Annotated in this window: 11 protein-coding genes; all 11 read left to right on the top strand. The window is 51.7% G+C overall.

Translation table 11 applies throughout. From position 1 onward, the window contains the following. Positions 1–121: 121 nt before the first annotated feature. The 11 genes from M0L20_RS26500 to fbp all read left to right on the top strand — a co-directional run bounded on the left by M0L20_RS26500 (position 122) and on the right by fbp (position 15,023). Positions 122–1,513 (top strand): TlpA family protein disulfide reductase, encoded by a 1,392-nt coding sequence (locus M0L20_RS26500; protein ID WP_248480222.1) that lies wholly within the window; start codon positions 122–124, stop codon positions 1,511–1,513. Between the two features lie 187 nt (positions 1,514–1,700). Next, positions 1,701–2,324 (top strand): hypothetical protein, encoded by a 624-nt coding sequence (locus M0L20_RS26505; RefSeq protein ID WP_248480224.1) that lies wholly within the window; start codon positions 1,701–1,703, stop codon positions 2,322–2,324. 101 nt (positions 2,325–2,425) lie between these two features. Next, positions 2,426–3,127 carry an SDR family NAD(P)-dependent oxidoreductase gene (locus tag M0L20_RS26510; protein ID WP_232563549.1) on the top strand — a complete coding sequence of 234 codons (702 nt, stop codon included), beginning with the start codon at positions 2,426–2,428 and terminating at the stop codon, positions 3,125–3,127. 487 nt (positions 3,128–3,614) lie between these two features. Next, entirely contained in the window at positions 3,615–4,370 is a 756-nt protein-coding gene (locus M0L20_RS26515; protein ID WP_248480225.1) for a hypothetical protein, read from the top strand. Between the two features lie 266 nt (positions 4,371–4,636). After that, the gene (locus M0L20_RS26520; RefSeq protein WP_248480227.1) at positions 4,637–5,230 is read left to right on the top strand and encodes an RNA polymerase sigma factor; all 594 of its coding nucleotides are present in this window, start codon (positions 4,637–4,639) and stop codon (positions 5,228–5,230) included. 231 nt (positions 5,231–5,461) lie between these two features. Continuing rightward, positions 5,462–6,490 carry a FecR family protein gene (locus M0L20_RS26525; RefSeq protein ID WP_248480228.1) on the top strand — a complete coding sequence of 343 codons (1,029 nt, stop codon included), beginning with the start codon at positions 5,462–5,464 and terminating at the stop codon, positions 6,488–6,490. A 252-nt stretch (positions 6,491–6,742) separates the two neighbouring features. Further along, entirely contained in the window at positions 6,743–9,715 is a 2,973-nt protein-coding gene (locus tag M0L20_RS26530) for a TonB-dependent receptor (RefSeq protein WP_248480229.1), read from the top strand. A 70-nt stretch (positions 9,716–9,785) separates the two neighbouring features. Further along, positions 9,786–10,748, top strand: a complete 963-nt coding sequence (locus M0L20_RS26535) for an AEC family transporter (protein WP_248480230.1) — start codon at positions 9,786–9,788, stop codon at positions 10,746–10,748. A 212-nt stretch (positions 10,749–10,960) separates the two neighbouring features. Beyond that, positions 10,961–12,220: a cation:dicarboxylate symporter family transporter gene (locus M0L20_RS26540; RefSeq protein WP_248480231.1), complete on the top strand. Its 1,260-nt coding sequence runs from the start codon at positions 10,961–10,963 to the stop codon at positions 12,218–12,220. Positions 12,221–12,272: 52 nt separating this feature from the next. Beyond that, entirely contained in the window at positions 12,273–13,877 is a 1,605-nt protein-coding gene (gene pckA / locus M0L20_RS26545; RefSeq protein ID WP_248480232.1) for a phosphoenolpyruvate carboxykinase (ATP), read from the top strand. A gap of 135 nt (positions 13,878–14,012) precedes the next feature. Beyond that, a complete protein-coding gene (gene fbp, locus M0L20_RS26550) occupies positions 14,013–15,023 on the top strand; it encodes a class 1 fructose-bisphosphatase (protein WP_248480233.1) in 1,011 nt (336 codons plus the stop codon). Positions 15,024–15,060: the final 37 nt, after the last annotated feature.

The raw sequence follows: 15,060 nt of genomic DNA on the forward strand, positions 1-15,060 counted from the left end.
GAGCACGTTCAGAAAAATAAAAAATCACGAACGATAAATACATAGCTATTGTGGCTAAGTACGGTTTTTATTTCATGCTTCAACCAGTTATTTAGCGAGGTAATATAAATCACTATTGACTATGAATGCGGTAAGCATAGTGGCAGGACTTTTTCTGCTGGCTCAACTTTGTTGCGGGCAATCGCCGGGGTCGGTAGTGCTGATTAACCAAACGAAAGGACCCGTTTATCTGGAGGTGATGGACCGCTTCGATAATCAACAGCTTTCTATTTTATCCAATTCTGTTGAACAGGCGAGCTGGCAAACCGATGGACAGCCCCTGTTCGTGCGAAACGCCCATAATCAGGCGTCTTACCTGCTCACGCCCAACACTTCATACACCATCACGTCCGGCGTAGGTCAGCATGTAGCTTTAAAAACAACTTCGGATTCTTTGTCTGCCACGGTGAATCTGCACCAGGCCTATAAGCTGACGAACAAACCCGCAAAAGAAGAAATCTGGGAGTTTACTACCGAGTATCTGGCAGGTCCTGCTTATGCAAAGCTAACCTTTACCCAACGCGCCCATACACTGAACCAACGCTACCAGAGCCGCCTGAATTTCCTTAAGCACTATGCCCGGCAACACCATCTGGACCCCGATCAATTAATCGCCTGGAAAGACTTCTTTTTCTACCAGTATGTTCGCGGGTTGCTCTACCATAAGCCCAGCCAGATTCCACCCGATTCAATCGCCCGCTATATTACTTATTTTCAGCATGAGCGTTGTCTGCCAATGCCGATATACCGCGAAACTGCGAGTACGTTGCTACGACTGATGGGTCAGCAGTCGAACGGAAAGCTCGATTTTGCCCAGTTGTATCAGCAAGCCAATCGCCTTTTTTCCGCTGGCACGCGTGACTATTTGCTGTTTCATGTCATGAAAACATTGTCCCGGCGCAAGCAGGAACGACAAGCTAATCCCGAATTTGATCCGGTGTTGGCTCAACAACTACTGCCCCATTTTAAGACGGATTGCCAAACGGTTGATTACATTACCTACATCGATCAATCCATGCAGTTTCTAAAAATGGGCGGTAATGCGGGGGCAACTGATGTTCTACTTTCGAATGTTTCCAACCGCTCCTCAACCTGGACGGAACTGTTGGCGGCCTACCGGGGCAAGGTAGTTTATGTAGACTTTTGGGCGAGTTGGTGCGCCCCCTGCCGGGCTGAGCTACCGGCTTCTCACCGTTTAAGAGAAAATCTGGCCAGTAATAAAATCGATTTTATTTACGTCTCAATGGACGAAGACGCCAATGCCTGGCGTAATGCGGCAAAGGCCGTAGGTCTATCGACGGCTGATAGTTACTTGCTGGTCAATTCGTTTCAATCGGCCCTGGCTAAACGCTATCAACTCACATCCATTCCTCGTTACCTACTTTTTGACAAGCAGGGCAAGCTAATTTCAGCGGATGCCAAACGACCGAGTGATAAGCTGCTTCTGGCAGAGCTGCAACGACTAGCCCGTTGATTTAACGCAACGACAATCAATTTTGGTTGTCTTTGGCGGTCACTTTGCGCTCTTGTAAAACTAACCGCTAGACACAGTATACGCGTCATCAGGAACGCAGAGGTTCCAAAAGCTAGTATAGACGTACAAAAACGTTTAAATAAGTTCATGAGGTGAGTTAACGCCGATTTAATTCCGGCCTGGCAAAATGCCCGTTTCTTTGCAGGCAACCGGGGCGGGATATGCATTTGCTTCGGGTTCTCAACACATGACGACTTCAATTACCAATCATTTTTACGCGGCTCTGTTCGGAATCGCGGTGCTTTCATCCTGTAGCCGCCCAGTCGCTTATTTTCAAAAGGGTTCAGTAGTGGCTCCTACGCGGGCAAACACCCAGACCGTACCCACAGCAATACCGGATCAGACGGCCGCGCTCCCAGTTCAGCCAATTTCCGAAGGTGAAGCCTACGTCCGAAATGATCAGAATCTGGTCGAGAACAAGGCAATTGACGGGCACCTAAGCCGTGCCAGGCAACTGTTGGTCGCGTCGCAGGAGCAAGAGGTAGCTGCGCCGGTTAAGAAGTCCCACAAACTGAATGTAGTAGACCGGCTGATCATTCGTAAACTAAACAAACGAATCGCCCATCAACTCGCTCCAAATCAGCTTTATAAAACCATGATTAACAGCATGGGTCAGCTAATCGGGGGAGCTGTATTGCTAGTTGGTGGTTTGTTGCTGCTTATTCTGGGTACGGGGACGGTTGCCTTTATTGGATTGATTCTCTCGCTGGTTGGTGCCCTTGGCGTGATCGTGGGTTTATTCGGAGGATAAGTAGAGCAAGGTATTATCCTCAATCTGACTCGGTTTCGGAGGGCGATTCAAACTTTCTGGTCCAACAAGCAGTCAACCCATGACGCTAATGTACCAGTTTTATGAATGGAAAAAACATCTTGATTGTCGGAGCCGGTTCGGGTATCGGTCATGCGCTTGCCAACCAATTACAAGCCCAGGGCGCGACATTGTTTACAGCGGGACGCCAGGCTCCCGAAGGCATAACCTCGACCCATATGACCTGGGATGTGACACAGTCGTCCGCAGCCGACGCCCTCACGCAACTCCCCAGCGAATTACACGGACTCGTATACTGTCCGGGTACGATCAACCTGAAACCTTTCCAGCGACTCACCATCGACGACTACCGACGTGATCTGGAAATTAACGTGCTAGGAGCAGTGGATGCCGTTCATGCAGCCTACCTGGCTCTCAAACAGGCCAAAGGTAGCAGCGTGGTACTGTTTAGTACGGTAGCGGTCAGGCTAGGAATGGGACTCCATTCGTCGGTAGCCATCGCCAAATCGGCGGTAGAAGGCATGACAAAATCGCTGGCCGCTGAGTTCGCCAACATCCAGATCAGGGTCAACGCAGTGGCCCCCTCCCTGACTGATACGCCACTAGCGCAAGGTCTGCTGGGCAACGACGAGAAGCGGGAGGCTGCCAACAAGCGGCACCCCCTGGGCCGGTTTGGAACTCCCGATGATATCGCCAGTATGGCCGCCTACCTACTCTCGGACCAGGCCAGCTGGATTACGGGTCAAGTGATTGGCGTCGATGGCGGTATGGGGAGTTTGAAATAACGAGTAAAACCTTCCCTACCTGTCGGGGCAACATACGTTTGCTGATGGGTAGAGTCGTTTCTGACGAAATCGTAGCTAAAAATTCGTATTCAGCAGCGGATTATTTTTTTAGAAATAATCCGCTGCTGAATACATGCGCACGTTGATACGTACCTGTCTGGGAGTATTCTTTCTGGTCAGCCTCAATCAGTGCCAACAGCCCCGACACTAGGGAACACCACCTCTACTCGCGACGACAACATGGCGCTGGGCGACTGCAACGATTCCAAAGCTTCGGTACCTAGTCCGAATGCCTATCTGATTGCCCGGCCCACATATACCCTCTCATAATACAGCAGCACCACCAGAATTGCTAACTCCTAAATTAAGTATCTTATTTTTTATTTCTCGTTACATAGTCTATGTTTACACGGTAAGTGTACGTGTATAGACCATGTGTATAAAAAATAGGTTCGTCGCCCTAGTGCTGTCCGTAGGCTTGCTTAATATGGCTGCTTTTTCCGGATTCCTGTCATCCTGCCAAAAGCAAGCGTTACAGACCCAGCCTTCCGACTCGGTTTTTGTGGAGTACAAAACGGATAATTTGGATTCGCTCGACTGGCAAAACGAAGCAGCTAGTTCAGCGCTACCTATAACTGGTCCTAAAGCTCGACTGACGATCCAGTATTTGAACAACGAAACCGACCTGTTCCGACCTGCCCGATTCTCCACCCGGCTCTGGTATTTTGGCAGTACCGAACCCACTTATCCAGAGCGAGCCACTATCAATGCTCTGGGCGATACTAAATACGACCTGCCGGATCTAATCATCAGCCGAGAAAATACCGGAAAGGCTTACATGCGTCGAACGATAGTGGCCGGTTGGTACATAGCTGAGTACGATCAGGAAGGTACGTTTTACAAATTCCAAGCCGTTGCTGGCAGCGATGGACTACTAGTTTACAATCAACATGATACAACTGCCCCCCTGATGGCGGGTTACTTCACATCTTACGGCAAGATTGAAGTCACTTTTGGCGCGGAGACTGGTATCGACGAGCAAGCATTTGTCCACTTATCGAAGGGGCAAGCACTCCAACGGTTTTGGCTATACGCTGAGGATGCCACTGATCAAGTTAAGTCGTTGTCCTGGTTCATTCCAGCAGGGACGTACGATGCGCGTTGGTTTCGTGGCGGAGGCCCCAATCGATCCGGCGCTATCACTATAACCACTGGCAAGCGCTATCCCAATCTAAAGTTCTGAGTATTCCTGCCCAAGTAGAATCGGTGTGCTAACGGTCAATAGAAGTAGTTAGACCATAGAATAATGACTTGTCGGAGTTGATTAACTGGGCTTTTTTCGTGACCAACCTCACAAACCCTTCCCGCGGATCGTAGGTCAATAAACTTTGATATAGACCTAGACAACACATGGTATCACCTCAGTATATTTACCTAATTAATCGCCAAATAATCATATATCCGGTTTTCTACCTATCTTTCGCCGTTTCTTGAACTCCTACCTCGTTCATGTCGTCATCACTTTCAACGGCATACCATCAATACGCTGATGCGCAACTCGTTTCCGCTCTGAAAGGAGGGGATCGGGACGCTTTTGCAGAAATCTACAATCGTTACTGGAGTTTGCTTTATCGGCTGTCTTACCAGAAGTTACGCGCTCGTGAAACGGCGGAGGAGTTGGTTCAGGACTTGTTTGTGAGTATCTGGACCAAACGCGACCAGACAACCATTCGGGAATTACGGCCCTACCTGCTGACCGCGCTTCGGTTTTCAATCATCAATCATATCGAATCGCTACGGGTCCACGAACGCTTTGTGACTTATTACGAATCTTTTCTAAATCAGACGGATACCGAGCCAACCGACGAACTGGCCTTGCAGGACCTAACCGACGCCGTTGAACGAAGCTTGCAGACGCTGCCCGAAAAGTCGCAGCAGGTATTCCGAATGAGCCGGTTTGAGTATTTAACGATTCCCGAAATAGCGCAGCGTCTCGACCTTTCGGAGAAAGCGGTTGAATACCATTTGACCCGCACCCTGAAAGTGGTTCGCGAAAACCTGCGCGACCTGGGAGCCCTGGCACTGTTTTTCCTTATCCAGTAATTGCTTCGGTCAACTAGTGATTTAGTGTTGTTTTGTCATCCCTTATTCTTCGGGATGACAGATAACAGAATATAAATGGCCTGTTGTTAGCGATAGAACAATACAAAGAAATTATAGGCTTACTAATCATATAAACATAAACTTTCATAGAATTTACATTTTCTTTTAGGGTTAACGGGGCCGTTTCCTGACTTACACTATGAACAGCAGCCTTAGCTGTTTACCAACTCTATGACTCCATTTGACTTTCGTCAGCTCCTGCGTCGATACCGATCCGGGCAAGCAACGGCCGAAGAAACCCGGCGAGTAGAAGCCTGGTATGAATCGATGGGAACTAAGTCAAAACAACCCGTTGACTCCGTGGAGGACAAAGCCGTTCAGCAACGGATGTGGGCGTACATTCAGACAGAGACGGATTCGCAAACAGTCGTTCGGTCCTTGCCGGTCTATCGGCAGAGCTGGTTTCGGGTGGCAGCCTCCGTGCTATTGCTACTAGGTTTGTTCGGCTATGGACTCTGGCAATGGTCGGACGGACGAAAAGAGCCAGTCGAGTTGCTGAGTGTGCAGATGAACAACACCCAAAAACCCATGCGCATCCGGCTCGACGATGGGAGCAGCGTAACGCTCGAACCCGGAAGCTTTCTCCGCTATCCCAGTCATTTTTCGGCCACCAAACGTGAAGTATTTCTGACGGGAGAGGCTTTTTTCAGTGTGACCCGCCAGCCACAACGACCGTTCCTGGTTATAACCGACCGCGTAGTGACCAGGGTATTGGGTACGAGTTTTCGGGTAAAAGCATTCGGCGGGAAAGCCAACGTATCGGTGACGGTTCGGACCGGGAAAGTGTCGGTATTTAGTCGACCAACGACCAGTACGTCGGCGAAGGAACTGGATAATGCGGTGGTGCTGGTACCGAATCAGCGGGCGGTGTTTTACCCAGCCGACGCGCGATTAGTGAAAACGCTGGCTGAAAATCCGGTGTTGCTGACACCCGACAACCAGCAGCCTGATTTCAACTTTGTAGACACACCGCTACCGGTGGTTTTCGACCGGCTGGAAAAAGCGTACGGCGTTGATTTTGTGTACGATGCCGATGCGCTGGCCCGCTGTACGCTCACGGCCCGGCTGAGTAACGAATCGCTTTACGAAAAACTAGCGCTCATCAGCGAAGTAACCCACGCCCGTCACGAAGTAATTGATGGGCAAGTGGTTATCGACAGCCGTGGGTGTACGCCCGCCCATAAACCGACAACGCCTTAAACCGATTAGACCAACGCTTATGAATCACCAAAGACTCCTTACGTTAGCCCTTTAGTCACGAAAAAGCCGGTAATGCACCACCATCACCGGCTTGAAATTCCCTGATTTTTCTCTGTCGCGAAACATGAGTTTACAAAACGCCCGATTACCGGGCGCAGGGATTGTTTTTGTCCAGATTTCCTATGAACCCTTTCAAAACACCTTAAAAGTATGCATCGCCAGCCAACTTTACCAGCATTGTTGTGGGCAATTATGAAAATTACTGTCTGCCAATTTCTGTTCGCTATTTTATTCGTTAGTATTTCGATAGCCCACGAAGGTCGGGCGCAGGAAGTGCTTAGCCGTCGGGTTACGCTGACGGCCATCGACAAGCCCGCCCGAACCATTCTAAACCGGCTGGAGCAACTGACCGATACCCGGTTTATGTACAGTACCGAAGTCATCAAAGCCGACCGGCTTGTTTCGGTTTCTGTGCAGGAACAGCGGCTTGATAACGTATTGACTCAACTTCTGGAACCGCTTCACATTACCTATCGAGTGGTGGGTCAGCAGATTGTGCTTAATGTAACGAATGAAGAGCCTCAGGCCGTACCAGTAGCGCCCCTGATTACGGGTAAAGTAACGGCTAAAAATGGCGACGTGCTACCCGGTGTCAACGTAACGGTAAAAGGAACTACGCGCGGAGCGTCAACCGATGCGCAGGGACAGTACAAGCTGGAAGCCGAATCGGGCCAGACGTTGACGTTCTCGTTTATTGGGTATAAAAACCAGGACGTGGTGCTGACGGGTCAGACAACCGTAGATGTAATACTGGAAGAGAGTTCAGCCACGTTGCAGGAAGTAGCGGTTGTAGGATCGCGGTCGAGCGTGGCCCGGACTGATGTTGAACGCGCAGTACCGGTCGACGTACTGACATCCAAAGAACTGCAATCGACGGGCCAGGTCGAGCTGAGCCAGCAGGTGCAGTTTACGTCGCCTTCGTTCAATTCAGCCAAGAATGGAATCAATGGCGTAGCCAGTTACGCCGACCCAGCCTCGCTCAAGGGCCTGTCGCCCGATCAAATGCTGGTATTGGTGGATGGGAAACGGCGGCATCAGTTTGCTGCGGTGAACCTGAACGTAACGGTTGGTAAAGGTACCGTTGTGACCGATATGAACGCCGTACCGACGCTGGCTGTCGAGCGGCTGGAAATCTTGCGCGATGGGGCTGCGGCTCAGTACGGGTCCGATGCCATTGCGGGTATTGTCAACCTGAACCTAAAAAAATCGGTCGGGATGGGCAGCGCGATGTTGCAATACGGCGTGACGAGTCGGGGCGATGGGGGCGGCTATACGGCTGGCGTAAACTATGGTTTTCGCCTGGGAAAAACGGGGTATCTGAACGTAACTGGGAGTTATCAGGACGCAGCTGGTACCGACCGCTCGGACCCGTACAATCCACAACCGGTGGCTGGCGGAGCGTATACCGGGATATACACCAACAACAAAACGACCGATGAGTCGACTCGCGAATCGCGGGGTGTTTACGGCCAATACGGTACGTTTCGGGTAACGCAATACGGTAGCAACGCCATGAAATCAGGGCAACTGTTTTACAACGCGGGTTTGCCACTGAGCAAAAACTGGACGCTCTACTCGTTTGGTGGCTTTTCGCGTAAACGGGTGAACGCACTGGGCTTTTTCCGGACCGCCAACCCGGCCACCGGTACGACCAACCCATCCATTTACCCTGACGGATTTACGCCACAGTTACCCGGTACGGTGCAGGATTATTCCGTGGTACTGGGGGTTCACAAGAAGGTGCTCGAAGGCTGGAACATGGATTTCAGCACGGGCTACGGGTCTAACTACCTCGATCAGAATGTAACTAATTCAACCAACGCGTCACTGGGCGCCAATTCGCCCAAAGACTTCTACGTGGGACGGATTGCTTTCGGCCAGAGCGTGAGCGAAATCAACCTCAACAAAACCATGTACGGGGTGATGGGCACCAAAACGCTGAGCCTTGCATTAGGAGCCCAGTACCGTATCGACCAGTTTCAGCTCAAAGCGGGTGATCCGGCCAGCTACCAGGTTGGGCCGTTGGCCGCTACTAATAACAAGATTCCGGGATCGCAGGGACGCGTTGGCATTGGGCTGGATGATGAAACCAACCGAACCCGCTCGAACGTCGGTATGTACGTCGATGTGGAAAGCGATTTGACCGAGCGACTCTTGCTGACCGGCGCGTTGCGATACGAAAACTACAGCGATTTTGGCGGTAACCTGTCGGGTAAACTGGCAACGCGTTACAAGCTGAATGACAATTTTTCCATTCGCGGTTCCATCAACCGGGGCTTCCGGGCACCGCTGCTGCAACAGGTCGCTAATGCCGTGACAACCTCGACGGTACAGAACGGCGTCGTAACATCAACCAAGGAGATACCAAACAGCGACCCACGCCTGAACCAGATCGGTATCGAAAGTCCGAAAGCCGAAACGTCATGGAACTACAACCTGGGTCTGACGGCCAAAGCCGCCCGCAATAAGCTTCTGTTTACGCTGGATGCTTACCAGATCGACATTCGTGACCGAATCATCATCACGGAGAATCTGCGGGTGGCCAACATTGCGGCTTTGAAACCCTTGTTCCCCGGCCTCCAGGAAATTACGTTCTTTACCAACCAGGTCAACACACAAACGCGGGGTATCGACTTTGTCACCTCGTTCCGGCAGACGCTCCGTCGTAGCAATGTCTTTACGGCAAGCGTTGCCCTGACGGTGAATAAGACAGAAATTGTTGGAACGAAAGGAACACCTGCCCAGTTGCAGGCCGGTACGACCGCTCCAATTCTGCTGATTGATACCGTAAGCCGCGCCCTGATCGAAACGAGCCAGCCCCGCACCAAAGTGCTGGTATCGCTAGGTTATCAGGTAGGTAAGCTGACAGTGAATCTACGCTCGACGTATTTCGGCTCAGTAACGGCCTGGGAAAAACCAAGCGGATTGCCTCACCGCGTACAGACCTTCGGCGGCAAAAACCTGTTCGACGTATCGGCAGTATATGCCTTCAGCAAACAGCTCTCACTGACACTTGGAGGGAACAACATCACCAACGTATACCCCGACCGTGTCTTTAGCAACTATGCATCCTACAGCAACGGTCAGGTACCCTACACCCGAAACGCCAACCAGTTCGGATTCAACGGAACGTATTACTACGCCAACCTGATGGTCAATTTTTAGAAATCTAACAGCATTTTCTGTCATCCCGGCCCTATGGTTGGTATAGCAGAAAAGGAGAATCAATCTGATTATGGTGAACATCGCACTGTTACTGATTTGTCTGCTGGCGGGAGGGCTTTTGCGAACGAGTCGGTTACTACCTACCGATGCTCACCTGACCTTGAATCAGTTTCTGGTGACGGTGTTCATCCCGGCCCTGACGCTACGGCACATTCCCGACATGCACCTCAGCCCGCAGTTTTGGTTGCCAGTGCTGGTTCCGTGGCTCGTGTTCCTGATGGGGTTGCTGTTTTTCGGGTTAGCGGGACGGTCGCTGCGAGGCACCCCACAGGCGCTTGATGGGCTAACACTCGGTTCGCTTCAACTAACTGGCGGCATCAGCAGCGTATCGTTCGTAGGCTTCCCTCTGTTCGAACTACTCTACGGAGAGCGGGGGCTGGCCGTCGGGATTGTGATGAGTCAGGCCGGTACGTTCGGCGTGGCGATGACACTAGGCGTAGCGCTGGCAAGTTGGCATACGGCCCAACACCATCCGGTGGGGCACCATCCGGTGGGGCAACCATCCGTTCGGAAAATGTTGGGCAATATGCTTCGGTTTCCGCCCTTCCCGGTGTTTATGCTGGCGCTGGCGGCTAATGGGGCTGGCTACCAGCACTCGGCGCTGGTCCGTGATCTGCTCGACAAAATCAGTGCCCCGTTTACGGTGCTGGCCTTGATATCGGTGGGCATGCAGTTACAGTGGCGCGTACGGCCCGAGGAGCGTTCTCATTTGCTGTTGGGCTTGTCGTACAAACTATTGCTGGCTCCGCTGCTGGTTTTTTTGCTATGCCGGTTCTGGCTGGGTCGGCAGGATTACGTGACTGATTTGTGCATACTAGGTTCCGCGATTGGCCCGATGAATACAGCGGCCATTCTGGCGAGTCGGTATGGGCTCAATGCCCCGCTGGCATCGCAGATGGTGGGTATCGGTATTCCACTTTCATTTCCCATTCTCTTTCTGATTTATTACCTGATGGGGTGTGGATTTTTATGATCTCATAATACCAGTTTGACTAGTCAATGATGTAGTGGTGTCGGGTTCTCAAACCCGACATCTCGCGCCAGCAACCGTGTCGGGTTTGAGAACCCGACACCACTACGACTCCGCCACTTCTTACTAATTTCAATTTTGTACAAGAGGAACGCCAATCCTATAAATCATAAAAATCCGAGTTCAGACTTCTTTGTAACAACCTGCTGAGTTATATGAAAAAGCTATTGAGTAACCTAACGTTCTGGGTCCTTACAGCCATCATTTCGGGTGCCCTGCTGGGCCATTTCGCCCCCGCTACCGCCGTCCACATGGAGTTTCTGGGCAAGTGGTTTATTAGTGTCGTTAAGCTGTTTATCAATCCGATTATTTTTCTGACCATCACGCTGGGGATCAGCAGCATGGGTGATCTTAAAAAAGTAGGACGCGTGGGTGGTAAAGCTCTGCTTTATTTTGAAATCGTAACGACACTGGCCCTGCTCATCGGCATCGGCGTTGCGAACCTGATCCGACCGGGGGATGGGGTAGCCACAGGCAATCTGAATGGCGCGGCAGTCAGCCAATATTCTGAGCGAGCCGAGTCGTTTTCGTGGCTAAAATTTCTGGCCGATAATCTCACACTCCAGGTGCTGCTAATATCGATTGTGGCCGGTATGGTGTTGAGTCGCTATTCGGGCCGCGAACGAATCCTGAACGGGCTATCTGTTGCGTCGAAATGGGTGTTTAAAGGCTTGCATCTGGTGATGCGGTTTGCCCCGATTGGTGCATTTGGAGGGATGGCCTACACCATCGGAAAGTATGGCATCGGTACGCTGCTCCCCCTCGCCAAACTGATGACGACTGTTTACGCGACTATGTTTCTGTTCGTGTTCGTCGTGCTCAACGCCATTCTGCGCTACTACCAGATCAGCCTGTGGTCATTTCTGAAATACATCCGGCAGGAGCTGTTAATTGTTCTGGGAACGTCGTCGTCGGAGGCCGCGCTACCCGCCCTGATGGAAAAGCTCGAACGTATGGGTTGTGCCAAACCAGTTGTGGGTCTAGTGGTTCCGGCAGGTTACTCGTTCAACCTCGACGGCACAACGATCTACCTGTCGCTGGCAACGCTCTTTCTGGCGCAGGTCTTCGGTGTCGAACTAACCGGCTCGCAGATTCTGACCATTATCGGGATTCTAATGGTCACTTCGAAGGGAGCTGCGGGCGTTACCGGTAGCGGGTTTGTGGTGTTGGCGAGTACGCTGACCGCCATCCGGGTGATTCCGGTGGAAGGGCTGGCGCTCCTGCTGGGCGTCGACCGGTTTATGTCGGAAGCGCGGAGTATCACCAACTTTATCGGTAATGCCGTCGCCACGATTTTCCTCGCGAACAACGAGAAAGCCTTCGACCGGAACATGATGCGGCAGGCCTTCGACGAAAATACCCCTCCCCCCACCGTACCCGATCTGCCTACACCGGAGCCCGCACTCAGCCGGTAATTCATTGCTTTTTCTTGGTCATTAAATCGCTAATCAACAACCTGTTTGCTGTATGAATATCAACCTATTTTCAATACTTTCTGACGTAGATACGAACGTATTGCAATCGCTGGGCTTACCCGACACAACGACGGTAGCGCTGAATCTGACGGTGTCTCAATTAACCGAATTAGCCCTGAAACGTGGCGAGGGAGTGCTCACCGAAGCGGAGGTGCTCATGTGCGACACGGGTACGTTTACGGGTCGTTCGCCTAAAGACAAGTTTATCGTTCGCGATGCACTTACCGAAAAAGCAATTTGGTGGGGAGCCATCAACCAACCTATCGAGGCTAAGCAGTTCGAACAACTGCACCAGCGGATGCTGGCGTCACTGGCCGACCAATCGGTATTTGTGCGTTACGTCAAGGCCGGGGCCGACCCACGCTACACCATCAACATCGCCGTAGTAAATGAGCTGGCCTGGCATAATCTCTTCTGTCACAACCTGTTCATTGAAACGTCAGCCGATGAACGAGCTAACTTCACTCCGGACTGGACGATTTTGAATCTCCCCAGTTTCCAGGCCGATTCAACGATCGATGGCACTCGACAGGGGAATTTTACCATTATCAACTTCAGCAAACGGGTCATCCTGATTGGTGGTACGGGCTACGCGGGAGAAATGAAAAAAGGTATTTTCTCGGTACTCAACTTTACGTTACCCCGGCAAGGTGTCCTGTCGATGCATTGCTCGGCCAACGTTGGTAAAGCAGGTGACACAGCCTTATTTTTCGGGTTGTCTGGCACCGGCAAAACGACCTTATCAACTGATCCGGACCGGCAACTCATTGGGGACGACGAACACGGCTGGAGCGATCAAGTTTTCAATTTCGAAGGAGGCTGTTACGCCAAAGTGATCAATCTGAGCGCCGAACACGAACCGGAAATTTACGGTGCAATCCGACCGGGGGCTGTTCTGGAAAATACGCGATTTTCGCCCGATACCCGGATTGTCGATTTCGCTGATCAATCCGTCACGGAAAATACCCGGACCGCTTACCCGCTTGATTACATTGCCAACCGGGCTAATCCGTCCGTAGGACCCGCTCCCCGCAACCTGTTCTTTCTAACGGCGGATGCGTTTGGCGTGCTGCCACCCATTGCTCGGCTGACGGTTAAGCAAGCAATGTATTACTTTTTATCAGGTTATACAGCAAAATTAGCAGGCACCGAAGTCGGAATTAAAGAGCCTGTCCCTACTTTTTCAGCTTGTTTTGGTGCGGCCTTCTTACCACTCCACCCATTCGCCTATGCCGATCTGCTGGGCCATCACCTGGAGGATGCAGAGGTTCCGGTCTGGCTGGTCAACACGGGCTGGACGGGTGGGTCGTTCGGTACGGGACAACGGATCAAATTGGCGTATACCCGCGCCGTCATCCGGGCGGCACTAACGGGCGCTCTGGATACAGTGGACTACCAAATCCTGCAACCATTTGGCCTGCAAATCCCGAAGACCTGCCCCGGAATTCCCACTGAACTGCTCGATCCTCGCCAAACCTGGGCGCGCCCGATCGACTACGATGCAACTGCCAGCCGTTTGGAGCGGGCATTCCGGCAAAACTACGAGACGTATGAAAATCCGGCTGGAGGTAGTACGTCGGAGTCGCTGTTTAGTTAAACTGACAACGAGCTTTAATTGATGTTAAGTATCTCGTTAATAGCGAATTGTGAAATATTTTGTCATGGCGTCGGGCTGGGTGGCCGGAGCCATGACAAAAAAACAGCCGTTAAAACACTCATCATTCACCAACTCATGAACGCTTACTCAGAGGATGTTGTCGCCGTGCCGGTTGGTACGACGCTGGATCGGTTTATCAAACGACAGCAGCAGGCTTCTCCGGCAGCCACGGGTGAACTCTCGCAACTACTGCGCGACATCGCACTGGCGGCCAAGATCGTCCAGCGGGAAATTAGCCGGGCAGGACTTCTGGCCGTAACGGGCAGTTTTGGCACTGAAAATCAGCATGGTGAAGCGCAGCAAAAACTGGATGTTATTGCACACATCCGGTTTTTGCGGGCCTTACGGAATGGCGGAGAAGTGGCCGCTGTGGTCTCAGAAGAGGAGGATCAGGTGATCCACACGGGAAATCCTGGCAGTAAATACGTCGTGGCTATCGACCCACTCGACGGCTCTTCCAACATCGACGTGAACGTATCCATTGGAACCATCTTTTCCATCTACCGACGCCAATCGCAGCCCGGTACGCCCGCCGTTGAAGCCGATTTTTTACAGGGTGGTCTCCAGCAGGTTGCAGCGGGTTATGTGCTGTATGGTACATCTACCCTACTGGTTTATACCACGGGTCAGGGCGTGAATGGGTTTACCTACAATAGCTCGCTGGGCGAATTTTTCCTATCGCATCCAACCCTGACAACGCCGGTCGATGGTCGGATTTATTCGTGTAACGAAGGCAACATAGTAGACTATCCTTTGGCTATTCAGCAGTTCATCACAGCCTGTCAGCAAGCTCGCTTTACAGCCCGTTACATTGGAGCACTCATCGCCGATGTCCATCGTAACCTGCTCAAAGGCGGCATTTACTTATATCCGGCTACCCAGGCAGCTCCCGCCGGTAAATTACGATTGCTCTACGAGGGCTTTCCTATGGCGTTTCTGATCGAGCAAGCTGGAGGGAGCGCCACTGACGGTCAGCAACGCCTGCTGACCAAGCCAATCAGTACACTACACCAGCGTACGCCGTTAATTATTGGCTCAACTCAACTGGTCGATTTGGTAACTCAGCAAAATAAGTTACTCCTCTAGCGCTGATAATCAGTACGCTAAATACGACTGCCCGACA

The organism is Spirosoma liriopis, from assembly GCF_023196085.1.
Classification (GTDB): domain Bacteria; phylum Bacteroidota; class Bacteroidia; order Cytophagales; family Spirosomataceae; genus Spirosoma; species Spirosoma oryzicola.